Raw genomic sequence first — 25153 nt, forward strand, 5'->3', positions numbered from 1 at the left:
AAAAACTGTAACAAAACATATCTATATATATCTTTAGGTAAAAGTAAATTGATTTTTTTGTCACTAACCCAACTAAATACAGAGCAGTTAATAGCGAGATGTCGTCATCAAGATCAAAATGCTCAACTGGAGATTTATAATCGTTATTATAAGGCAATGTATAATGCAGCATTAAGAATTTTAAAAAATTCTGCAGAAGCTGAAGACATCATGCAAGAATCATTTTTGACAGCTTTCACAAAGCTTTCAATGCTGGAAGATGATAGAATGTTTGGTGCTTGGTTAAAAAAGATTGTGGTCAATTCTAGCTTGACTGCTTCTCGCAAAAAAGATATTCATCGTGAAGTAGCATTGGAGTCTATAGAATACACTCTTAGTGATAACGAAGGAATTTCTAATGATGACATGGCTTCTATAAAAGTTAGTACAATATTAAGTACACTAAAACAATTAAAAGACAGCTATAGCACTGCATTATCATTATACCTTATAGAAGGTTATGATTATGAAGAAATATGTCAAATCATGAATATTTCATATTCCAATTGTCGTACGCTTATGTCGCGCGCTAAAGAAAGCTTACGAAAAAAATTACAACCGGTATGAAAAAGGATAAAATAGATGAGTTATTTGAACGTATGAGTGGTCAACTGGATATATATGAACCATCTGCTAATCATCAAACTCGATTTTTAGAAAAACTGCAACAGCAAAATAAAGTTGTACAGCTACACCCTAAGAAACGAAATTGGTATAAAGCATTGGCGATTGCAGCTTCTATCTCAATATTAATTGGATTAGCTACTAGTACTTTTATATTCAAACCTGAAGAAGAGGCTGATCTAGCCAGCGTATCACCTCAGATGCAGGAAACTCAAAGTTTTTTTACCGCAGCTATACAAGTACAACTCGAGGAGATTAATAAGATTTCTTCGACTGAAACCAAAAAACTAGTTTCAGACGCTATGATTCAATTAGAAAAACTAGAATCTGATTATGATACATTAAAAAAAGATCTTGTACATAGTGAAAGTGATAAAGCTGTAATTAGTGCTATGATCAAAAATTTTCAAAAACGTGCAAACTTATTAGAAGATGTACTCCAAAAAATGAACAATATAAACGATTTTAAATTATCAAAAAATGAAAACTCTTTACTATAAAATAATTATATTATTGCTGGTTCCTGCTATGGTTCTAGCAAATAATGGAGACCTCAAAGGAGGTAAGTATACCAAAGAAAAATCTCTAAAAAAGGAATTCTCGGTAAATAGCGATGCTTTACTAAAGATAAGTAATGATTATGGAAACTTGGATATTACCTCCTGGAATGAAAACAGAGTAGTAATGGAAATCCATATAAAAGTAAGCGGCAATGATGAAGAAAAGGTAATTAAAAAGCTAGAAAGTATCGATGTAGAATTCGATTCTTCAAAAAGTATGGTAAGCGCTAAAACGGTTTTTGATAAAGACAGTAAGTCGTGGTGGGACAAATTTACTAGTGGCTGGAACAATAATATGAGTTTAAAGATCAATTATACCGTAAAGGTTCCAATAACTAATAGCATAGATCTAAACAACGATTACGGAAGTATTACACTAGATAAGATTGAAGGAAATGCTAAAATAAATTGTGATTATGGCCAGATTATTCTTGGTGAACTTATGGCCAGTAACAATTATATTAATATTGATTATACCAATAATAGTACAATTAAGTACATGAAAAGTGGAAAAATCAATGCTGACTATTGCGATTTTGAACTTACAGAATCAGAAAATATAGATCTTAATGCGGATTATACGCAATCCAAAATAGGTTCTGTAAAAGATCTAAATTACAATTGTGATTATGGAGATATACGAGTAGAAAATGTAGGAAGTATGGTTGGTATTGGTGATTATGTTGGTATCAAGGTAGGTTCGGTATCTAACAAACTAGATGTCTCATCAGATTATGGATCTCTTAATGTAAAAAACCTAAAATCTTCCACCAGAAGTGTTAATATCAAAACAGATTATACTGGAGTAGACCTTATGTATGAAGGTGGTTTTAACTTTGATTTTAAAATAAAAACCTCTTATGGCGGTATCAAACTGGACCAAAACATTACAATCCAAAAAAAATATAAAAACAACTCTAATAAAGACTACGAAGGGTATAACGGGCAACCTAATAGTGGAAACACTATAAATATTAGTTCTAGCTATGGAGGTATAAAATTAATTCAAAACTAATACACATATCAATCATGAAAACAGCAACAATAATTTTAAGTATTGCATTATGCAGCATCACTTCATTACATGCGCAATGGTGGGGAAATTCAGAAAAAGTAAAAGGAAATGGTAATGTGGTTACCAAAAACAGAAGTACTTCTGACTATGACGAAATCAAAGTAAAAGGGAGTCTGGATGTATCTTTAATAGCAGGAAATGAAGGAAATATAAAAATTGAAGGAGAAAGCAACCTTATCGATTACATAGTTACAGAGGTAGAAGGCGAAGAACTAAAAATTTATGTAAAAAAAGGATACTACCTAAAGCCAACAAACGGAAAGGATCTAATTATCACGGTTCCTTTTAAAGACATTTCTAAAGTAATGTTATCAGGTTCAGGAGATATTTCTAGTAATGATGTGATCAAAGCCACAAATTTTAAAACAGGTGTTTCGGGATCAGGAGATGTAAAATTAGTTGTTGATACACAAAATACTATTGGTCAAGTATCAGGAAGTGGAGATTTAGTTTTAAGTGGCTCTTCTAACAGTTTTGAAACAAAAGTTTCGGGATCAGGTGATGTAATGGCTTTTGATCTAAAAGCTAAAGATGTGACCGCTGCGGTAGCAGGATCAGGAGATGTAGAGGTAACCGCCACTAATTCTATTAAAGCAAGAGTATCAGGGTCAGGAGATATTGATTACAAAGGTAATCCGCAAAAAGAAGATAAAAGCGTTAGCGGATCAGGTGACATTACAAGGAGATAAAATGACTCTAAACATATAAAACATCTAACTGTCTGGTGATTCTTAATTATCAGACAGTTTTTTTATGTATATTAACCAACAGTTAATTTTTAGATCACCCCCAATAACGTAGACATTGTTGTTTTTGACAAAAAAAGAAATTCCTTTCGAGGAGATTATCCCCAAAGGCTATGTAGATATACATTCACATCTACTGCCTGGTATAGATGATGGGGTAAAAACTGTATATCAATCTGCGTACATCATAGAACAATTTCAGAAACTTGGTTTTAAGAAAATTATTACTACACCTCATGTGATGCAGGAGGTTTGGCCTAATTCTTCTAATACTATAAAAAGCAAAGTATCCGATGTACAAGATGCACTTAAAATATTAGGGCTTTCTGACATCATCTTTAGTGCTAGTGCTGAATATATGATGGATGATTTATTCGAAAAACGTATTGCAGAAAAAGATATCATCACGTTACATAAAAACTACATTCTGGTAGAGATGTCTACATTTAGCGCTCCAATGAATCTTAATGAAATATTATTTGAAGTCAAAGTATCTGGGTATACTCCTATCCTAGCCCATCCTGAACGGTATTCTTTTTATCACAACGACTTTAAAAAATACGAAGAGTTAAAAGAATCCGGTTTTCTGTTCCAACTTAATCTGTTATCCCTATCAGGGTTCTACGGAGAAAAAGCCCAGCAAATTGGAATGAAATTAATAACGGAAGGTTATATAGATTTTACAGGGACTGATGTACATAATTATCACCAGTTAAAAGTATTAAAAGCTGGTTTTCTTCCTAAATATGCTCAAAAACTAAATCCTTTAATGGAAATGAATATGCAGTTTCTTTAATTTTTACTACCGTATCCATACCCATAACCATATCCGGCATTATCAGAAGCAGCATTAAGCAAAACGGCCATATTTGGCAATCGTTTATCTTTATAGAAATTCTCAGGAACCTGAAGAACTCTTCTATCAGTATAGTTTTCTCTCACAATATAAATACAAAGATCTGCTAGATGTCCAATTAAAAGTGTATCTGTCACCAAACTAACAGGAGCAGTATCCACAACAATAAAATCATAGTTACTCTCTAGATATTGGAACATATCTTTTACTCTTTCTTGCATCAACAATTCAGCAGGATTAGGAGGAATAGCTCCTGATGGTAGTATGTGTATTGGATCTTCTTCGGCTTGTTTATGAATAACATTTTTGGGTTCCAGATCAGGATTCATAATATAATTAGTGAATCCTTTAGTATCTTTTCCATTAGGAAGGTCTAAAAAATTATGAAATTTTGGATCTCTAAAATCTGTACCAACCAAAACCACCTTTTTTCCGGAAATAGCTAATGTTTTGGCTAAATTAGAAGATATTAAGGTCTTACCTTCTCCAGAAACAGTAGAGGTAACAAATATTACCTTTCCTGTGGTTTTATTAACTCCCGCCATCAAGAATCCAAGGTTTGTTCTAAGGATTCTAAATGCCTCTGCTACAGAAGATCTACTATTTTGTGAAACTACAATTTTGCTCTTTTTGGATTTTGTTTTAGGAATTGAACCTAAAATAGGCATCGATAAAGTTCTTTCCAGATCTTCTCTGGTATTGATTTTAGTATTAAATAAATCCAATAAATATATCGTCATAAATGGTAATGCAAATCCAAAAAAGATAGCTGCCAGATAAATCATTTTTTTATTTGGAGATACAGGAAAAGCTCCTAATGTTGAAGCCTTATCAATTACTCGCGCATTAGATAATGTAATGTGGCTAGTGATTTCAGCTTCTTCTCTTTTCTGTAATAAATATAAATATAATTGCTCTTTTATCCCTTGCTCTCTTCCTATAGCAGTTAATTCTTTTTGGCGCAACGGGGCAGTGTATAGTTTTCCGCTAAAATATCTGTCCTGAGTTCTTAGACTATTAAGGCTAATATTAATTGAGCTTTTTACGCTGTTCAGACTTCCTATTAAACTTTGGCGCAAAACATCAATCTGCTCGTCAATATTAACTACTACAGGGTTTTGCTCACTAGAAGATTTTAGTAATCTTTTTCGTTGACTAATAAGTCCATTATAACGTACAACGGTTGCATTTATAGAAGGATCATCAAAACCAAGAGTAGTTGGTAAAATGTTGTATTTACCATCCTGACTTAATACAAATCTTCTTGTAGATTCGATCTTTCGCAATTGAACTTCTAACCTACTAATTTCCTGAACATTTCTAGAATCAATATCAGCAACACGTTGTGTCTGAGCTGCTACATCATTAGTTAAACCAAATTTAGATTTATAACCTGCAGCTTCATCATCTACTTCTGACAAATCACCTGATATCAAATCCAAACGTTCATTGATAAAACCTGCCGTTCTGGCAGAAGTTTGTTTTTTATTCTCAATTGTAGATTTATTATACTCCTCGACAAGATTATTTATAATATCCTTAGCCTTTTCTTTTACAGGGTCATTTAATGACAATCTAACAATAGATGATCCTTTTCCTATGGTAGCTACAGATAATTTATTTCTATAATGCTGAGCAACATTTTTTACTGGACTAATTTTAATATTTACAATTTTCCCTGTATTAGCTTCGATATCTTCCACACTTGGTGTAATAACAACATCCCCAACACTAGTTGTGAAAGTTTTTCCGAAAGAATGATCGGATTGTTTGTTTCCTTCTTCATCAACTAAAGAAAAAGAAGTTCCCGAATTAATTAAGACACGAAAAACCTTAGACTTATTATGTACTACTGAATCAGGTGATAAAAAATTAATTTCCACCCAGGATTTAGGATAATTTTCGACTTCTAATATTCTACCTTTTGTAAAATACCGAACATTCAGCTTCAGGTTATTTACTACATTGGTTATTAATGTTCTAGATCGTATAATCTGGATTTCGTTTTCGATCTTATTATTAGATTCATTTAGCAAACCAAGATCTTTAAAAGCCGCCAGTTCTGACTCGCTTATACTTTCCTCCTGAGAGATTAGAATAGTACCTGAAACATTATACTCAGGAATAGTATATCTAATCTTTAAAAATGCCAATGTTCCAAAAACGGTGATACAAAGTGCAAACCAATACCATTTTTTAAGGTATTTGAGAACCATTTCTCTAATATCAAAACCAGATCCTGATTTTATAGTATTCAACGAGTTTTCCGGAGAAGAATTATCCAACATCATAGGGCTTTCTATCTTATCTCACTATTAAGGTTACAACTGATAATACAACCGTAATTATACTTAATACTAAGGCAACTGTATTTCTATTTCCTTCAGAACTTCTTACTTTGGCAGTATTGGGCTCCACATACAAGACATCATTCTGTGCAAGATAATAAGCGGGTGAATCAAATATTGATTTAGAAGTAAGGTCGACTCTGTGATAAGTATTTACACCTTCATTCTCTCTAATTACCATAATATTACCTCTTTTACCTGTTATTGTCAAATCTCCTGCTAAACCTATGGCTTCAATTATAGTTATTCTTTCGTTAGGTATAGTAAAAGAACCAGGCCTATTCACCTCACCAATTACGGTAATTTTAAAGTTTTTAAGTCTAACGTTTACGATAGGATCCTTAATATAGATTTCTAGCTTTTCTTTTATCAGTGCTTTTACTTGTACTCTTGTTAGGCCGGATACCTTTAATTTACCAAGAACCGGAAAATCAATATTTCCATCTTCATCAATCAGATATGTGGGTTCTCCTGCTCCATTTCCAGGAGCCGCACCGGTAGCTGTATCTCCGGCAATAGGCAATGAGGTGCCCTGAAGATTAAATGGCCTCGCCGCATCCATATCAGATGCTGAAACTAGTATACTTAATACATCATCCACCTTAAAAACAGGTGTAAATGAGTTTTTAGCTGGTATTTTCTCTAAATTGTTAGAATTCTGAAAATAAACAACGTCTGTAGGAGTTTTACACGAAAAAATAGATATTGAAATCAGTAAAACAAATAAAAATTTGTACGGCTGCATATGATATGCTTTTAAATATATTCTAAATATGCGACAAAAATATAATAATAATCAAGTTTGTCGCAACAATTTTATGGAAGATTAAACTAATACTCCCTCTGGTTTTTCTAGCTTCTCTTCATTCTTTTTATCAATACTCTCGAAGGTAGAGTTTTTAGAAATATATTCTGGTACAATTTCTTTAAGTTTTCCAACGATTTGATCATCATGATTAAACAAATTCATAATACACAAATCATCTATTTTATCCTTTACCAAAGGACAATCGGCATCATCAAACTTACTAATCATAATCTTTTTATGATATGTAGGTAATGTATTTTCTGTATCTGCCAGAAGCTCTTCGTATAATTTTTCTCCAGGTCTTAAACCAGTAATCTCTATGTTAATATCATTAGGGTAGTTAAGTCCGGATAGCCTAATCATTTTCTTAGCCAAGTCAAAGATCTTTACAGATTCACCCATATCAAAAATAAAAATCTCACCCCCATTACCCATAGTACCTGCTTCTATTACTAGTTGAGAAGCTTCAGGTATTGTCATAAAGAATCTTGTTACATCTTGATGAGTAACAGTTAATGGTCCTCCTTTTTCAATTTGTTTTTTAAATAAAGGAATTACAGAACCATTAGAGCCAAGTACATTTCCAAATCTAGTAGTAATAAATTTGGTCTTACTGGTCCTATGCAAACATTTAATATACATTTCTGCTACTCTTTTAGTAGCACCCATTACATTCGTAGGATTAACAGCTTTATCAGTAGAAACAAAAACAAATTTATCTACTTCATATGCAGAAGAAAGATCAGCCAATTTTCTAGTACCCAAAACGTTAATCTTAATAGCTTCACACGGATTATTTTCCATTAATGGTACATGCTTATAAGCAGCGGCATGAAATACCATGTTAGGTCTAAATTTTTCGAATATAGTTTCAATTCTCTGATGATCTCTTATATCAGCAACTATAGGTGTGAAGTTTTTTACTCCTTTACTTAAAAGTTCTTGTTGTAAATCATACAATGGTGATTCAGCCTGATCAACTAATACCAGATGCTTATAACTGTAATAAGATGCCTGGCGCACTATTTCACTACCAATTGAACCTGCAGCACCGGTAATTAAAATTACTTTATCATGGAGCTCTTTTTTAATATTTTGATTATCCATTGAAATTGGAGCTCTTTCTAATAAGTCCTCAATTTGAATCTGTTTAATTTGAGAAACTTTTAGCTTTCCATCAATCCAATCATTAACTGCAGGAATAATCTTTACCTGTACAGGTAATTTTAATAGATTATCAGAGATCTCAGATAATCTCTTTTTACTTATATGCGGTATTGATACTACAATCTCCTTGATATTATTCTTAACAACGAAATTGTGATTAACAGTACGAGAACTATATACTTTAATTCCGTTAATAGTTTTACCTACTTTCTGAGCATTATCATCTACAAAACCTACTACTGTTATAGATCTAGTAGAGTCATTGGAAATAGCAGCAAGTGTTATTAAACCAGAATCTCCTGCTCCATATATCAAGACTCTAGAGTTTTCACCTAGTTTAGACTTAATAAAATAGTAACAATACTTGAATACTAGACGACTAGTCGTTAGCGTAATTATATTCAATAAATAATGAACACAAATAATTGATACCGGTATGTTAAGAAGCTCCGGTATAATAGACAGCCTGCTTGAAACCATCAATGCACCGCTTAGCGATATCAGGACAGTAACTGCAAGAAATAGATTGTAAGCATCTCGCATACCCGTATGTCTAACCACGCCTTTATATGAACCAACCATTAGAAAGCTGGCAGCAGTTAACACAATCATTACCGGCATTTGGTAAATCATGTTATTAGTATCAAAATCTAGGGTAATTCCGAATCTAACTACATAAGCCAAAAAGAAATTAAACATAGTTATAGCAATGTCGATAGACAATACTAACCATTTTGATGCGTGCTTATGAGAATTATTTATTAAGAAATTCTTTATCATCTCAATATGTTTTTAATTACCGATACTACTCTATATAAATCTTCTTCTTCAAGATTAGACCCGCTGGGTAAGCAAAGTCCGCGATCAAATAAATCATCAGAAATTCCATTGAGGTAAGCATCACAATCTGCAAATACAGGTTGACGATGCATGGGTTTCCATAGTGGTCGTGATTCGATGTTTTCATCTGCCAGAGCTAATCGTATCCCTTCCCTTAATTCATAAGAACTAGTTTCGATACAAGAGAGCCATCTGTTAGAATAAAAACCATTTGGTTCTTCTAAGAATTTAATGTCTGAAGAGCCACTTAAATTCTTTTTATAAAATTCAAAATTATTTCTTCTATAGTTTACGTGTTTATCTAAAACTTCCATTTGCCCTCTACCTATGCCAGCAATAATATTGCTCATCCTGTAGTTATAACCAACCTCAGTATGTTGATAATGTGGTGCATTATCTCTAGCCTGAGTAGCCAAATAAATTGCTTTTTCCTTATGATACTCAGATTTAGAAACCAAAGCACCTCCTCCAGAAGTGGTAATGATTTTGTTACCATTGAATGAAAGAATAGCTAAATCGCCAAAAGTTCCACACTTTACTCCGTGATAAGAACTTCCGAAGGCTTCCGCACTATCTTCTAAAACAGGTATCTTATATTCTGAAGCCACTTTATGCACAGCTTCTACATCATATGGCATACCATATAGATGGACAGCAATAATAGCCTTAGGTTTATTTCCTTTAGCAATTCTGTCTTTTATTGCAATTTCTAATTGTTCTGGACAAATATTCCAGGTATTTCTTTCACTATCAATAAAGATTGGTTTAGCTCCTAAGTACACAATTGGATTTGCCGAAGCTGCAAATGTCATACTCTGACATAAGACTTCGTCTCCTTTAGATACACCAAGTAATTGTAATCCCAAGTGAAGTGAAGCTGTACCTGAACTTAGAGCAGCAACGTGTACGTCTCTTTCTAAATAGGTTTCAATATCTTTTTCGAAACCATTTACATTAGGACCTAAGGGTGCTACCCAATTAGTATCAAATGCTTCTTTAACAAAATTTTGCTCAGTTCCGCCCATATGCGGAGACGACAGCCAGATTCTTTTTGAATCAATTATATTCATAATTTCCCCATTAAAATGAACAATAATTATTAGTGACTAAAAAATCATGTATAAACACAACTCATTAATCCTACATCAACATTCTAAAAAATATAAGGAAGAAGGGGGGTAGAAACTTCCAATTTTTAAATCAAACTTTAATAACTTTTCCGATTGCTAAAATAGCTTAGTTAGGCCAATTAACAATTCAAAATGTTATTTTTTAGACAGAATACTTAAAAAGTGCGTTCAATGACTCACGAAAAGCATATAATTAATCAAAATTACGGAAATACCGTAAGAAAAATATTATAATAATCGTGTTAAAATCAATGGCCTTAAGAACTTTAAACGATGTTTTTACACTTTTTTAACTCGTATTAAGATTTTTTAACATCATTTAATCAGAAAATTCTTCATTTTCTTAAATATTAAACTTGAAATAAATATTCACACTATCTTTTTATAACACAGTACAATAATACCGTATTCATTAAATAATTTTACAAGTGTAAAACCTAAATATTAAAGGGTTATTTACCCTATTATTTGTTTATCATTTTTATGTAAAACTCTCTATTATAGGTAAAAGAAAAAATAACTCAATTAAAATTTGATTTATATAATTAAATACATAAAATTTACATCCTTCAAGAGTATTAGATTTTTAATATAAGCTTGTATAACTTTCCCCCAACTTTTATTTATAATTATAATGTAATAGATGTTATTCAATTCTATAGACTTTTTTATATTTCTTCCAATAGTTTTTGCACTATATTGGTTTCTTTTTTATAAAAAACTCAAAATCCAAAATGTATTTCTTCTATCAGCGAGTTATATTTTTTATGGCTTATGGGATTGGAGATTTCTGTTTCTAATATTAGCAAGTACTGTTGTCGACTTTTTTGTTGGGCAAGTTATTTATTCTCACAATTCCAATCGTAAAAGAAAATCTTGGTTATGGGTTAGTGTTTTGTTTAATGTCGGACTCCTAGGATTCTTTAAGTACTATAATTTTTTTGTTGATTCTTGGGTAGATTTTGTATCTATTTTAGGATACGAATTAAAAAGCACCTGGACACTGCAGATCATACTACCGGTAGGTATATCTTTTTATACATTCCAGACCATGTCTTATTCTTTGGATATCTATTATAAAAGACTTACCCCCACAAAAGATTTTATATCCTTTGCAACATTTGTAAGTTTTTTTCCGCAACTCGTAGCAGGACCAATAGAAAGAGCCTCTAACCTATTATCGCAGATCACTACTAAAAGAGCTTTTAATTATACACAGTGTACTGAAGGGTTAAAACTAATTTTATGGGGATTGTTTAAAAAAGTTGTTATTGCAGACTCGATTGCACCAATTGTTGATGATATATTTGCTAATTATGCTGATTACCCTGCATCTACATTGATTCTCGGAGTTTCTCTATTTAGTTTTCAGGTATATGGTGATTTCAGCGGTTATTCTGACATCGCTATCGGAACCGCCAAGCTTTTTGGTATAGAGTTAATGTCTAACTTTAAATTCCCGATCTTTTCAAGAAACGTAGCGGAATATTGGCAAAGATGGCATGTTTCATTATCGACCTGGTTTAGACATTATGTTTATATTCCTTTGGGTGGAAGCCGAGTGAGTAAATTAAAGTCAGTAAGAAATATTATTATTATTTTTCTGGTTAGTGGTTTCTGGCATGGAGCTAATTGGACTTTTATCGCCTGGGGAGCTTTTCATGCTCTTTTATATATTCCAGTTTTTCTGATGGGAAGAAATAGAATTTATATGGGTAATGTGGTTGCAGAAAATCGTTGGTTTCCTTCATTAATAGAAATTGGGCAAATTATACTTACATTTTCGTTAGTAACCTTCTCCAGAGTATTCTTTAGATCAGCATCTATTACTGATGCTTTTGGTTTTCTAAACCAAATCTGGACTAATTTTAGTTTTGAAACATATCATCATCCGCTGGGGTATCGAATGATAGATTATTTTATCCTGTTAATAATATTTGTGTTATATGAATTCAGAATCAGAAGAGACGAGCGCTCTCCATTCAAATTCAAATCCAAAATTGTACGATTTGTTGCCTATACTTTAGTAATTTTAGGAATGTTATTATTCTTTGATGATAATATTGATAGATCTTTTATCTATTTCCAATTCTAAATAATAATGAAGAAACTTATATTCAAAAGTGCATTATACTTTTTTCTAATATTAATTGGATTAGAAATATTAGTGCGTATATTTCATTTAGGGAAAGACACCCCTACTCGATTTTTGGATGAACACAAAGTAGAAAAATGGGTTCCTAATCAGAATGGTTTTTCTGTTACCGGAAACCGAAGGCAAAACTTTTCAGAATATAAGATTAATAACTCTGGCTACAACTCTTATCGAGAATTCAATCCTACAAATAATAAAGTTGAAATTGCACTAGTTGGAGATTCATTTATAGAAGGTTTTCATCAAAACTATTATAATTCAATAGGAAAAAAAGTAGAAAATGCCATACCAACAATCGAAGTTTATGAATATGGCTATGCGGGTTATGATTTTGCAGATCAATTACATTTAGTGCAATCCTACAAAAATCAGTTTAATCTTATAGATCATGTAATTTTAGGTATCAAATTCTCTAATGATCTAACCCGAGGAGAATATAAAGTAGTAACGGGTCGTTTGAACTTAGAATCACCTCTAAACCGTTTATTGAAAAAAAGTAAATTACTGGTGTATTGCAAAAGTATAGGAATCTTAGATCCTCCTCAAAAATTGATTTACAGGGTTAAAAGTATGCTTAGACCAGCACAAAAAGTTAAACAGCTAAGTGATGAAGAAGCTGAACGACTAAAAGAAGAAAAAGATAAGGTGTATTTAGCTAATTTCGAAAGTTTAGTTACTACCTACGGATATGACAAAAAGAGGTTTACACTATTACTAGATTCTAGAATAACGAGTCCTATGTTTTTATCTTATCTAAAAGAAAATGGTTTTAGCTATATCGATTTTTCGAATTCTTTCGAAAAGACCGACAGATCAACTACTTTAATTTATGATAGACATTGGAATAATCATGGAAGAGAATTAGTTGCAAAAGTAATCATCGATTATCTGAAACAAATTGATGTTACCAAATAACCCTTATTACCTTACTGAATCTATTCTAACGTAATTTTTTGCATTTTTGATTTACCAATAATCATAAAAGATTTTTGTTCCTCCGGAATCTGAAATACCTTGACATCAGAAACGTTTTCAATGGCAGAATATAAAAAATCAAAAACCATTTTTCTGAGAAAAGCGTATTTTTCATTGTTATAGTCTACTACCGGATATTCTTCACTAAACTGTACAGCTTCAATCTTAGAAACCGAATATTTAATTTCTTGATTTGGCTCGCTTTTCTTTCGCTTTGCTTTATAACTTTTATACCGTACATAAGCTATTTTAAAAATATATTCTTTCAGGCTAACTTTTAGATATTCAATGTTTCCTTTAATTCTGGAAACGAACGAAGCTTTTGGATAAATAATCTGATGTTCGAAATTATAAATATGATTACACCATTCACGTTTATAACTTAAGTCACCCATCCCCATTTCATACGATTTGTGATCATTAGCAATACACCACTCCAACTTTTTGTAGATTTCTACACTTCCTAAACTAAATTTTCCATAATCAATATCATATGAAGAAATAGCACTAAATAATCTATTGTCGAAATGATGACTTAGTGATACTACAATTGGATTATTACCATTCATGATCACAAACAAAGAGGCTCTCTTTTCATTAATCAAAGAAAAATACATTTCCTTATAATGATCCCATCGCAAAAGGCTTTGACTTACATCATTACGTTGTTCGAACCTTCTTATCAGCATTTGCTCTAAACTGTTCATGTAATGATCATACTCATCCTTTTGTATTTTGCCATAATACATTTTACAGGAAATATCAAAACAAGTTTCTAATCGATTAACTCTTCTTCTAATTCCTTTAGCGTTACTTCTAAAACGATGTTTTAGATAAGCATTTACATCAGAGAAACCATCCAAAAAAATAGCATAACCCTTAAAAAATTGGCTAACCTTTTTGGTAATAAATCGATCATCATTAAGAATTGGTTGTAAATAATCAGGAATAAAGAAAACAGAATAAAACTGATCAAGACTACTTTTTTTATGATCAAAATTTTTCAATATTTCATCACTATTAAACTCTTGAATCCCAGAGAATAGTTCTGGTATAGTACTTTTCTCAAAAACTTCAAAAAAATAATCTATATGCTGTTTTTTCATCTATTAATAGATCTATAATATGGAAAAAAATGATTATTCAAATCCTCTTTTGGGATATTAGCATACTCAGGATCTGATGATAGAGATAACTCATCATAAATTTTTTGATTAACTATCTTTCTACCAGTACAAAAAACAACATCTTCATCTTTCGGGAAAAGAGCTTTTTTACTTTTATACAAACCATCTCCATCTCTCATTCCACCACCTAACACATAGTGTTTTTTGTTATTAGCAATAGCCCATTCTATAATTTTAACTCTAAGAAAATCATTTGGTCTATGACTAAAATATTCTGCGTTAGTTCCTCCAAGAAATGCAAAAATCGTGTCTTTATAGCTAATTATAAGTTCTACAGAAATAGGTTTTTCTTCAACATAAGCAATAGCTATAGAAAAATTGTTGCTATTGGATAATATCAAGTTTTCAAAATATTCAATTGAGAAAAAATAAATACTATCCGCATTATTTCGCTTCATTGTATCTACATAGATATCATTAAAGATCTTGATGATATCTTTAGTTATTTCATTTTTATGATAGAACCTAAATTCTAAGTTATAATTTATAGCCTTTCTGAAATTATTTCTAACCTTAGAATTAAAAGCTGTCCATTGATCATCAAAATTTTCTAAAAAACGCCCTCTTACATTAGACAATGTATGGATTAAATTACCCGAATATCCTTTATAGTTCTGATTTAGACTAAAACGTATAAATTCTGCGACTACATTATTTTTCTTATACCATTGATCTATAAGTTCCCAAAAATGAATAACATCAAGTTCTGAGATGTTATCATTAAATAGCGGGCCATTATATCCATAAGGGCTTATGACATCAAAATATGAAGACTCCTTACCTTTTATCGTAATTGTTCTGAAAACCAAAGGCATTAAAACTATAGGTACATCTGATTTTTCTAAAACAAAATATTTTAGTTTATCAGAATTTTGTGCAAAATACTGTAAATGCTCTGCTGAGTAATATACATTATTACCCCATCCATTTTGAAGAAGTGCTTTGTATTCCAATACATCCGAACTGTCATCAAGGTTTTTAGTAAGTAGTCTGTAGTTTTGCTTCAAATTATTATAGGTATTAGTTAGATATCTATTTATTCGGGGGTTACTTTAGTTTACTTTTTTATAAAAATATTCATTTAGTTTCTGAGACAACACTTGGGATAACCATATTATTCTACCACAATGTTCTAAATGCCATACAGCTTTGCCTTCAAAAATATTACCTGCTAATAATGGCCCCATTATATGCAAATTCTCAACTGTTTCTAACGCATCATTTACTTCGAGACCAATTTTAGAATCATTTGGTTTGCAATATCCTTTATCAATCATATTTTTCAACAATGATGGAACATCTTTCTTAGTTAAATTTGTGCTTCCGATACAGTTAACTATAATATGTACAGGTTCTTTATACATTTTATTTTCTCCAGATGCTGTATCTAAATATTCTAATTTATATTCTCCATTATCATTTTCAATGATATTGCTAAATCTACCGGCAATATGATCAAAACGACCTTCATCTTTTAAATCATCAATGGTTTTAGAATAATGAAACCCTGCACATCGCTGCCTTCTACCAATATCATTACCATAAATGCAAGCAAATTTCTTTAGTTCTTCCTCATTAAGTTTACCCAGCAACCCTCCAAATGCTTTTGACACAACCTCTACAGTGGATGCTGCACCAAGATGAATCTCATCTGCATGATCTAAATCTTTATATGCTGCATCTGCTATGATTTTTGCGGTTAGATCATTCTCTTCAGCTAAAGCTTGTAAATTAAAAGGAACAAAGCTCTTTTTTCTCTCTCTATCAACTACTGCATCAGGCAATAATCCTTGGGTAGAGAGAAACATAAACTTGTTAATCCGAGATTTGATGTTCTCAAGGTCGTTCAATTTATACATGATCTCCAAACCACTGGCATTAGCTCCAACGACTAGCACATTAAGTTTTTTGTCAGATAATCTTTCTGAAAACTTATCGATCTTATATAAAGTTTCTTTTAATTCGGGTTTATATGGATCGTTAGCAAAAAGTAGATGATCTTCTTCTATTAGATCTTCTTTTTTCCAAAGATGATTAACCGGAAGAGAACCTATAGACACTACAACTTTCTCAGAAAGAATGATTTCCCCATTTTCAAGAGACAACAAATATTTGTTATCCTGCTTATCCACATCTACTACCTCTCCGTTAATATAAGTAACTTCTACAGATTGCCTGAAATCCGCTAGTCTATTTTTAACTTTCTGATCAATATAGCTGCCAAAAAAACGTCTGGGGATAAACAAATCCTCCCAATCATTATTTTTTATTTTTTCTGCATGTTTTGAGATCCATTCTGTAGATAGGGCTCCTCCATCTTTTTTTAGCTCCTCTAGTAACCATTCTTTATTATCATTAAGCCAAATGATAAATTTACTTAATTCCGGCTCCGGCAAAAAATTCTTTAATGAAGTGATCAAATGTACAGAAAACCCTGATCTGGAGCCATAAGGTATCCCTGTATGAAACTCATTATACTTATCTATAATATTAATACGAATCTTATTGTTGTCAGCGCCATCTTCAATACTATCTAAAAGATGTAAAATCGTAAATGACGATGAAATTCCCGAACCAATAAAAGTGATGTTAGATATATTTGTGTTATTCTCAGACTGCATGTACTATGGTTGTTTGGTTTTAATTACTCTCGCTGGATTACCGACTACGGTAGTATACTCCGGAACATCTTTTATTATTACTGTTCCTGCTCCAATTAACGTATCTCTTCCAATTTCCTTAACTCCTGTCATAGCGGTAACCCCCATTCCTACATATGCATTTTCCCTAACATTTATTAAAGCTCCAATATTTACTCCAGAAGACATAAAAACTCCGTCTTCTAACGTTACATGATGTGCAATAGTACTATCCATATTGATCATAATATAATTACCAATATTGGTATGTGGCATTACTATATTACCTGCCAGCATATATACCGCCTCACCTATAGTAACATCAGGTGCTATTGATACTGTATGATGCAAAAAACTAGGAATTCCGTACCCTTCTTTTTTTAAAGTTGATAGATATTCTACTCTTACTGCATTTACTCCTATTGGACAATACACGTCCTGAATTTTAGATTTAAATTCGTCTAAAAATAAATCCTCGTATTTGCCTAGCACAGGAATACCTATTACCTCCTGTCCTTCTAGATCTGGGTTATCATCTATAAAGCCGATGATATTAATTCCAGCCTCCTTTAGGTAAGAAGCATATACTTGCCCCTGTGTTCCTGCCCCAATGATTACTGAGTTTTTCACTTGTTTGTAGTTAAGTTTTTAGTGGTTTAATTTCTTATGGTTAATTATTGCCCGTAAAAGTAGGCATATTCACGTTTTTTCCGCTATTAATATCTTCTTTAAAAAATACTTTTTTAATGGTTAATAACAAAATTTTTATATCTGTTTTCAGACTTATATGCTCTGTATACCAAACATCTAGTTTAAATTTTTGATCCCAGGAAATAGCATTTCTTCCATTTATCTGTGCCCAACCAGTAATACCAGGCCTGACATCATGTCTTTTTTTCTGGAAATCATTGTACAAAGGTAAATACTTTACTAAAAGTGGCCTCGGGCCAATTAGACTCATATCTCCTTTTAAAACATTAAATAATTGTGGAATTTCATCTAAAGAGTACTTTCTTATAAATGCTCCTGTTTTAGTTATTCTTTGCTCAAAGGGTAACAACTCTCCATTTTCATCCTTATTATCATTCATACTTTTGAACTTGATAATTTTGAATATACTTTCATTCTTGCCGGGGCGAGGTTGTAGGAAAAAAGCCTTACCTTTATTAGCTATGCTTAATAATACTATTAAGACTAAAATAATTGGTGATAATAACAAAATCCCCACGAAGGAAGCTGTAAAATCAAATAAACGTTTTATGTATGGGTTATACATATATTATTTTTTAAAAAATCTAAATTCAATCATTTAATTTATTTTAAACTATCACAAAAAGGTTTTAAGATTTAGATATATATTTTTCACCTTTCTTAATAGTCCTTATTTCTTTACCCGGAACTCCATAAACTAGCTTAAAATCATCAACATCATTCAATATCAGTGAACCAGCACCTATAATACTATGTTTGCCAATGGTAATACCCTGAATGATATTAGCTCCGAGGGATATTGCCGAGCAAAAATTAATTTTCACATTTCCTCCTACAGTTACACCAGGAGCAATACTAGAAAAATCACTTAGCGTTCCATCATGTCCAAAACTGGAATTAGTATTCAGGATACATCCTTCTCCAATTTCTGCCAATGTATTTATTTTTACTGAAGCCAATACTACTGTTCCTTTTCCAATTTTAGCACTAGGGCTTATAATAGCCGATGGATGTATCACAGTTATAAATTCAAAATCAGGTGCTATTTCTTTGATCTTAGCTTGCATCAAACATCTTGTCCAATTATCCCCAATTGCAACAACTCCTTTACGAACATCTTTTTTTACCAAATCCTTTATTAGATCTTCAGTGCCTAGGATTTCATATCCTAGGATTTTCTGACCTTTAGGTTTAAATGAATCAACAAGTCCATAAATCTGGTATTCTGCACCTATTTCTATACTTTCAATAATTACCTTGGCATGACCCGAGGCTCCGATAATGATAATTTTATCCATTCTTTCTGATATTCTGTACATTGATTGACAGATAAAGAAATGAATACATTAATCAGTATACTATGATAAAAATCATTCGCAAAATTACAATTCTAACTATCTAATCCTATTGTCCTAATTCAGAAGTTATAGTTTTAATCAAATCTCCTACATTGTTCATGTTCATTAAATCCATCAACTTGAATTTAATATTAAATGTCTTTTCTACTTCTGTAATAATCATCATATGCGTAACAGACTCCCATCCGTCCACATCATCAGCTGTAGTTTCGTCCGTAAGCTGAAAATTATTATGTTCTAAAACCGATACAAATGCTTCAGTTACTTTAGATAGTATTTCTTCTTTATTCATTTTGGTTGTTTAGTTAATATCAAAATATGTTTTTAATTCTTTTCTATTGATCTTACCATTAATACTATGTGGAAACTCTTTTACAAATCTCACGTGCATTGGGATCATATAATCCGGCATTTTAGATTTCATATGCTCAAAGATTTCTGAAGTATCAAACTCATCAGACTCGATAGCCAAGCCTAACTCAGCGTTACCAAGATTATTGGTTATATCCAAAGCTACCATATTGACTTTCTTTTCTGATTTAGCTTTGGCATGAAACTCTATTTCTGCTAATTCTACTCGATAGCCCCGTATCTTTACCTGAAAATCTGCTCTTCCAACATATAAATAATCTCCTTCTTCATCTTTTAGACAAAGATCTCCGGTTTTATAATACCTTATACTTTTGCTTTCTTCTACTCGAGTAAAAAAACTCTGAGCGTTTTTTTCAGGATTTCTCCAGTATCCCGGTGTAATCTGTGCTCCTCCTAAACATAATTCGCCTGTTACACCAACCGGAACCTCCTTGTTATTTTCATCTACTACAAGATATGATGTTCCCGCCTGTGGAGTACCAATGGCGATAATGCCATTATGATTTTTGGTATCTGTCTCTTTATGATATGGATAAAAACCACTGTATACAGTAAATTCAGTAGGTCCGTAATAATTAAAGATTTTACAATTCGGTAAACAATCACTCCACTCCTTTGCAATATCACTATGCAACGCTCCTCCTCCAAAACTACAATATCTTACATCCGGAGCATTTATTTCTGGGAAATACGGTCGTAAATAGTTTATAATTGATGGCACCATTGTAAGCACCGTAAGCTTTTGTTCTTTGATTAACTTAAAAATATAGAAATACTTAATCGCTCCTTTCGGAATTGTATAAATACAAGAACCCGCCAACAACGGAAATAAATAGGTTACTACAGAAAAGTCAAATGTAAGTTCAAACATTTGCAAGCATCTATCTGAAGGTACTAAATTAAAATCAGGTTCTTCATCAATAGCATAGATTAGTCCTTCTACATTATCAAATGTAATTGGGACACCTTTTGGCAACCCAGTAGTTCCTGAAGTAAATAAAATATAAGCTAATTGATCTCCAGAAAATTCCTTAGGCTTTAAATTGATCTCTGCTTCAGGCAAAGACTTGGATGCTATAACTATGTGATCTTTATAAATAGATGTTTCTGAAGAATCAATTACATATTTGGTTTCTGTTAACTCAAAAACTTTTGTATTACGTTCTATAGGAGCTATAGGATTAACCGGCACATATGCTTTTCCTTCTAACCAAAGTGCTATAATACTGGCATATGTCTGAATATCGTCATTTGTTACCAAACCGATTAATTTTTCGGAATCATCAATAGTATTGACGATTGCTGACCTTATTTTAGAAATTTCTATAGCAAAATCTGCATAGGTATAAAAAACTCCATTGATACACAATACATTATGATCAGCGTGTTTTTCTATGGATTCTTGTAGTCTTTTTACAAATTTCATTCTTTGATTAGTTGAATAGTTTTTTAGTAAAAATGGCCATCTCTATTTAGCATCTCCAAACTATCAAAATCTAATATAGTTTCGTTATGCGCTAGTCCTTTTTTCTCTACTTTATGTGTAAAGATTGTTTTATATCTCTTCGTAATATTATCCGATAGCTTAGTATCATCAGTAAATATAAACTTGGTACCCACTTTAGCAAAATTCTCCATTAAGGCATCCACACAAAGATCATAATCATTCTGATCCTTTACTAGAAAGTATTTTACATTCAATTCATTAAAATTAATAATATAAGATATAAATCCGATAATTTTATTTTCTTTAATAACATTCAGATTATGGATATGAATATTATTACTTATTCCTGTTTGTAAAGCTTTATAAGGGTGTTTCGTTGCGATTGGAGTTTGTGTATATTGACTATTATCAATCTGCCAGTTTACATATTCTTTGGTTTTATGAATCAAGTCATTTTTACATAAGGGTTCAATAAAATCCCAGGTTTCATTATCGATTTGATTAATATAATCGTACGAAAGTTCTTTTGTGTTTTTCTTAAATCTAGCAATATTCATCCATCTTACCATTGAATATACAACTGCATCTATTCTATCTAAAATAAATTTGAACGACTTCAAAAACTTAAATCTACCAATTAGCATAGAAGAGTCTAAACTAAAAAATATAGTGTGCCGTAATCTGGAAGCAACTACCTTAAAAGGTTGTTTTTCATAAAATGTAGTAACATTTTCTGCATATGATTTAATTAATACCTGTTTGGCAGAAAGATTAACCGCTTCATTATAAATATAAGTACTTAAGACCGTATTTTTATAACTTTTATGAACCCACCAGGATATCATCCAATATACTTTCTTTGGCATATTATCTTTAGCGTTAGCGAAGTCTGGAAACATAAAAATGAAAGAAATCATCTTATCGTCTTCAAAACCTAAAACGCCACAATAATCATCATCCTGTATTCTAGTGTTAGAAACTAACCACAATGCCTTACCTTTTGGCATAGGTGATAATTCATCTTTCCAATAAGTATTATTCTCAATAGCTTCGCTTAACATCTTCTTTGTTAAGCCAATTACTTGTAGATTTTTGCCCATTTATTACTACACAAACTAATTATTACCGTTAAAATATTCAGAAGTTTGGTCTTCTGAAAGATTAACATCATCCTTTTTCACAACTTTTTTAAGAGTTAAACCAATTATTTTTAGGTCTAACAAAAAATTATAATTTTCTACATACCAAACATCATATTCGAACTTCTTTTTCCAGCTAATAGAATTTCTACCATTAACCTGAGCCCAACCGGTTATTCCCGGTCTTACATTATGACGTTTTTTTTGGGTGTTATTATAAATGGGGAGGTATTCTATGATCAATGGTCTTGGTCCAATCAATGACATTTCACCTTTGAGAACATTAATCAATTGGGGAATTTCATCTAAAGATGTTTTTCTTATAATATTTCCAATTTTTGTAAATCTTTCGTTATCTGGTAACAAGTTTCCATGCTCGTCTTTTTTATCGTTCATGGTCTTGAATTTTACAATACTAAAAATCTTTTCATTCTTACCTGGCCGTCTTTGAATAAAGAAAGGTTTTCCTACATTAGCAATTGCCAGAAAAACAATCAGAAATAGTAATAGTGGCGAAACTAAAATCAACACCACAAATGAAACCACAATATCTAAGCTCCTCTTGATAAAAAATTTATACACAACTCGTAAAATTACTAATTATGAGTTTATCATTTGGTTAACCATAACCCTTCGTTTTCCGGACGCAAGTAACGGAATTTCATCCACATATTCTACAGTAATTATAGCATCTTCGCCCAAATACACTTTAAATTCGTTAAGCAGCTCATCTTCCTTATAAAATTCCCGTTCAGAATTTAGTTTTACCAGATATTTTCCCTGTGATTCTTGAATAAGTTGGCATTGTCTTAACTCTGGATACTTATTAACCAATAACACTATATTTATATTGACCACCTCCCCTTTAGTATTATAGATCTGATCAATTTTTCTACCTCTTACTTCCAGCAACACTGCTTTGGAATCAACAACTCCTTTGATTCCTATATCACCTGTATCATATCTAATCATTGGCATGCTATAATTAAATAAATCTGTAATTACTATTCTTCCCGGTTTACCATCTTCTACCTGGTTATCAGAATCCACTTCTAAAATCTCCACCACATAACTAGCATCGTTGATGATAAAATATTTTTTATTACCCAAAGGTTGCTGAGCAATAATACCATTTTCTACATTAGAATATCTAGAAACTACTTCGGTATTAAAATATTTATATATACTCTCCTTTGTATAGGTATTAAGACTTTCGGAAATTGCAATAACAGATTTTAGGTTATTAGGTATAGTAGAAGATTCTTTTTGATCTAAATAGGTACAAATATCTTCGTAAGCAGAGGCATACCCTAGCCAGCTATTAGAATACTTGCTACTAGAAAGATCTTGAATTATACTTTCAATTTTACCTTTGGCTTTTAACTCAAAAACATCCACAGGAACTATATTCTGAAGTAAACGAGTTATCTTTCCTTTTTGCTCAAAAGCATTCCAAAGTCTAAAAAAAGTTAATCTATACCCTATCCGAAATCCTGCTTTCTCTGAAAAATATATAGTATCAACCATATTTCTAATTCGTTTACCACCATTTTGGTATATTTTAAATGGTGTGCCGGTGGAGCCACTAGTGCTGACAGTAAACTTAGGTAACTCAATAAAATCTTTTGATTGAAAACCATCAAAATGACTTCTAATAACATTCTTATTAATTACAGGAAAATCCTCTAAAGAATTGTATTCGGAATATTGCTTATAAAATTCTGTAGAATTTATAGCATGTTCTAAGATATTTTGAAGATGTTGCTTTTTGCTATGAATTGATTCAGGAGAATTAGGATTCTCAATTATAGATTTAATATTATTATAGTGACTCCTTTTCTTTCCTCCCTTCAATAGATCTATACACCAAAATGCTTTATTTCGTATTAACTCTGTTAGTCTCATAATTGTTCAACATTAAGCTTCCTGCATTATCTCTTTAAACATAGGATGTTTTAGATAACCTCCATAAGCAATATCAGGTGTTACAAAAGAATTATTATCATTTCCTTCTATAATTAACGGCCCATCCTTACTTATAGCAATATCCCAACCAATTATACGGTCAGGAATTAAGGATACTGCTTTTCTAATCAATTCACAAGATTCTGTAAAGTATGGTATTTTATAACCTTCAAAAACTATTCCTGTATCCGGGTGAGCGTCTAAACGTTCTCCTCCGTATTTCATAAGTTGATGGCTACATCCTATTAGAGTTCCTTTTTCCATATTTACGGAAAGATAGAATCCTCCTGCACTGCCATTATCAATAAAACTTCCGCCTTGTCCAAACCTCATAAATGCCGATAAGATATGTATATTTTTATTTTTATCTATATAGGTATCAAAACGTATGGTATTAATACTATCCGCATAAATTGTATTTATAAGATCATGCTGCTTTACAACTTCTTGAAAGATATAATCACCGGTTAGAATACTATCGCCATATGAATCGATATCACTCTTTAGTGTTTGATGAGTAATAAGATAACATCCCGTACCTCCCATCTCGGCAATAGCTTTTATAAAAACCTCTGTGCTATTGTTTATCGTAAAAAGATCATTGAAGTATTTGTAAAGTTCATTTTTATCAGAAATTGAATAATTTTTATTCTTTAAGAAAAAGTTATTTCCAAGATTATAACCTATCATAGACGGAACCGGCATATTATTCTTTTCCATAAATAATGCAAAAGCCAGTTTGTTTCTTAATAAGGAGCTATATTGATAATGATGTAAATTCTTAGAAAGAGTAATTTTATCCACTTCAGCACTACTTAAATAATCTTTATAGTTTCTAACATCTTTGCGGTATAGAAACTTTCCAAAATAAAAATATGGAAGTTCTTTTTTAACTATCCAAAACATTATTGCTTCCCAAAGTATGATAAGGAGCCCTTTTCGTTCTTTATCCTTCAGAAGAACTAAAAGTCTTTTTCTTAATAAAACTAGTTTCTGCTTCATAGTATAAGGG

The 25153-nt window shown here is 31.6% G+C and carries 23 protein-coding genes; 7 read left to right on the forward strand and 16 right to left on the reverse strand.

Annotated elements, in window-relative coordinates; translation table 11 throughout:
- Positions 1-57: 57 nt before the first annotated feature.
- The 5 genes from J8M14_RS05640 (at position 58) to J8M14_RS05660 (ending at position 3840) form a co-directional block, all read left to right on the forward strand.
- Positions 58-606 (forward strand): RNA polymerase sigma factor, encoded by a 549-nt coding sequence (locus tag J8M14_RS05640; RefSeq protein WP_211073604.1) that lies wholly within the window; start codon positions 58-60, stop codon positions 604-606.
- Positions 603-1163 (forward strand): hypothetical protein, encoded by a 561-nt coding sequence (locus J8M14_RS05645; protein WP_211073605.1) that lies wholly within the window; start codon positions 603-605, stop codon positions 1161-1163. Before J8M14_RS05640 ends, J8M14_RS05645 begins: the two co-directional genes overlap by 4 nt.
- On the forward strand, positions 1144-2238 hold the full coding sequence (locus tag J8M14_RS05650; protein ID WP_211073606.1) for a hypothetical protein: 1095 nt from the start codon (positions 1144-1146) through the stop codon (positions 2236-2238). The genes J8M14_RS05645 and J8M14_RS05650 overlap by 20 nt, the downstream gene beginning before the upstream one ends.
- Positions 2239-2252: 14 nt before the next feature.
- Complete coding sequence (locus J8M14_RS05655) at positions 2253-2987, forward strand: head GIN domain-containing protein (RefSeq protein WP_211073607.1); 735 nt, start codon at positions 2253-2255, stop codon at positions 2985-2987.
- 124 nt (positions 2988-3111) lie between these two features.
- Positions 3112-3840 (forward strand): CpsB/CapC family capsule biosynthesis tyrosine phosphatase, encoded by a 729-nt coding sequence (locus tag J8M14_RS05660; protein WP_211073608.1) that lies wholly within the window; start codon positions 3112-3114, stop codon positions 3838-3840.
- Here the strand turns inward: J8M14_RS05660 and J8M14_RS05665 are convergent.
- The 4 genes from J8M14_RS05665 to J8M14_RS05680 form a co-directional block, all read right to left on the reverse strand.
- On the reverse strand, positions 3837-6191 hold the full coding sequence (locus J8M14_RS05665; protein ID WP_247672554.1) for a tyrosine-protein kinase: 2355 nt from the start codon (positions 6189-6191) through the stop codon (positions 3837-3839). The genes J8M14_RS05660 and J8M14_RS05665 overlap by 4 nt on opposite strands.
- 13 nt (positions 6192-6204) lie before the next feature.
- The gene (locus J8M14_RS05670; protein ID WP_211073609.1) at positions 6205-6993 is read right to left on the reverse strand and encodes a polysaccharide biosynthesis/export family protein; all 789 of its coding nucleotides are present in this window, start codon (positions 6991-6993) and stop codon (positions 6205-6207) included.
- Positions 6994-7074: 81 nt separating this feature from the next.
- Positions 7075-9003, reverse strand: a complete 1929-nt coding sequence (locus J8M14_RS05675; protein ID WP_211073610.1) for a nucleoside-diphosphate sugar epimerase/dehydratase — start codon at positions 9001-9003, stop codon at positions 7075-7077.
- On the reverse strand, positions 9000-10133 hold the full coding sequence (locus J8M14_RS05680) for an aminotransferase class I/II-fold pyridoxal phosphate-dependent enzyme (protein ID WP_211073611.1): 1134 nt from the start codon (positions 10131-10133) through the stop codon (positions 9000-9002). The genes J8M14_RS05675 and J8M14_RS05680 overlap by 4 nt, the downstream gene beginning before the upstream one ends.
- 703 nt (positions 10134-10836) lie before the next feature.
- Here J8M14_RS05680 and J8M14_RS05685 point away from each other — a divergent pair.
- Together J8M14_RS05685 and J8M14_RS05690 are read left to right on the forward strand one after the other, a co-directional pair.
- Complete coding sequence (locus J8M14_RS05685; protein ID WP_211073612.1) at positions 10837-12288, forward strand: MBOAT family protein; 1452 nt, start codon at positions 10837-10839, stop codon at positions 12286-12288.
- Positions 12289-12294: 6 nt separating this feature from the next.
- Positions 12295-13263: a hypothetical protein gene (locus J8M14_RS05690; protein ID WP_211073613.1), complete on the forward strand. Its 969-nt coding sequence runs from the start codon at positions 12295-12297 to the stop codon at positions 13261-13263.
- 20 nt (positions 13264-13283) lie between these two features.
- Here the strand turns inward: J8M14_RS05690 and J8M14_RS05695 are convergent, their stop codons facing one another.
- The 12 genes from J8M14_RS05695 to J8M14_RS05750 all read right to left on the reverse strand — a co-directional run bounded on the left by J8M14_RS05695 (position 13284) and on the right by J8M14_RS05750 (position 25143).
- Positions 13284-14429 carry a GNAT family N-acetyltransferase gene (locus tag J8M14_RS05695; protein WP_211073614.1) on the reverse strand — a complete coding sequence of 382 codons (1146 nt, stop codon included), beginning with the start codon at positions 14427-14429 and terminating at the stop codon, positions 13284-13286.
- Positions 14426-15517 (reverse strand): GNAT family N-acetyltransferase, encoded by a 1092-nt coding sequence (locus J8M14_RS05700; RefSeq protein ID WP_211073615.1) that lies wholly within the window; start codon positions 15515-15517, stop codon positions 14426-14428. Before J8M14_RS05700 ends, J8M14_RS05695 begins: the two co-directional genes overlap by 4 nt.
- 45 nt (positions 15518-15562) lie before the next feature.
- Positions 15563-17131, reverse strand: a complete 1569-nt coding sequence (locus tag J8M14_RS05705) for an FAD/NAD(P)-binding protein (RefSeq protein WP_211073616.1) — start codon at positions 17129-17131, stop codon at positions 15563-15565.
- A 3-nt stretch (positions 17132-17134) separates the two neighbouring features.
- Entirely contained in the window at positions 17135-17779 is a 645-nt protein-coding gene (locus J8M14_RS05710) for a NeuD/PglB/VioB family sugar acetyltransferase (protein ID WP_211073617.1), read from the reverse strand.
- A gap of 40 nt (positions 17780-17819) precedes the next feature.
- Entirely contained in the window at positions 17820-18425 is a 606-nt protein-coding gene (locus J8M14_RS05715; RefSeq protein WP_211073618.1) for a sugar transferase, read from the reverse strand.
- A gap of 64 nt (positions 18426-18489) precedes the next feature.
- A complete protein-coding gene (locus J8M14_RS05720) occupies positions 18490-19179 on the reverse strand; it encodes an acetyltransferase (RefSeq protein ID WP_247672555.1) in 690 nt (229 codons plus the stop codon).
- 85 nt (positions 19180-19264) lie between these two features.
- A complete protein-coding gene (locus J8M14_RS05725) occupies positions 19265-19510 on the reverse strand; it encodes an acyl carrier protein (protein WP_211073619.1) in 246 nt (81 codons plus the stop codon).
- Between the two features lie 9 nt (positions 19511-19519).
- On the reverse strand, positions 19520-21016 hold the full coding sequence (locus tag J8M14_RS05730) for an AMP-binding protein (protein ID WP_211073620.1): 1497 nt from the start codon (positions 21014-21016) through the stop codon (positions 19520-19522).
- 23 nt (positions 21017-21039) lie between these two features.
- Complete coding sequence (locus J8M14_RS05735) at positions 21040-22137, reverse strand: hypothetical protein (protein WP_211073621.1); 1098 nt, start codon at positions 22135-22137, stop codon at positions 21040-21042.
- A 15-nt stretch (positions 22138-22152) separates the two neighbouring features.
- Positions 22153-22758 carry a sugar transferase gene (locus J8M14_RS05740; RefSeq protein ID WP_211073622.1) on the reverse strand — a complete coding sequence of 202 codons (606 nt, stop codon included), beginning with the start codon at positions 22756-22758 and terminating at the stop codon, positions 22153-22155.
- An 18-nt stretch (positions 22759-22776) separates the two neighbouring features.
- A complete protein-coding gene (locus tag J8M14_RS05745; RefSeq protein WP_211073623.1) occupies positions 22777-24081 on the reverse strand; it encodes a CoF synthetase in 1305 nt (434 codons plus the stop codon).
- Positions 24082-24093: 12 nt separating this feature from the next.
- Positions 24094-25143, reverse strand: a complete 1050-nt coding sequence (locus tag J8M14_RS05750; RefSeq protein WP_211073624.1) for a sugar-transfer associated ATP-grasp domain-containing protein — start codon at positions 25141-25143, stop codon at positions 24094-24096.
- Positions 25144-25153: the final 10 nt, after the last annotated feature.

Origin of the sequence: Aquimarina sp. MMG016 (genome assembly GCF_018100805.1) — a bacterium.
Classification (GTDB): Bacteria; Bacteroidota; Bacteroidia; order Flavobacteriales; family Flavobacteriaceae; genus Aquimarina.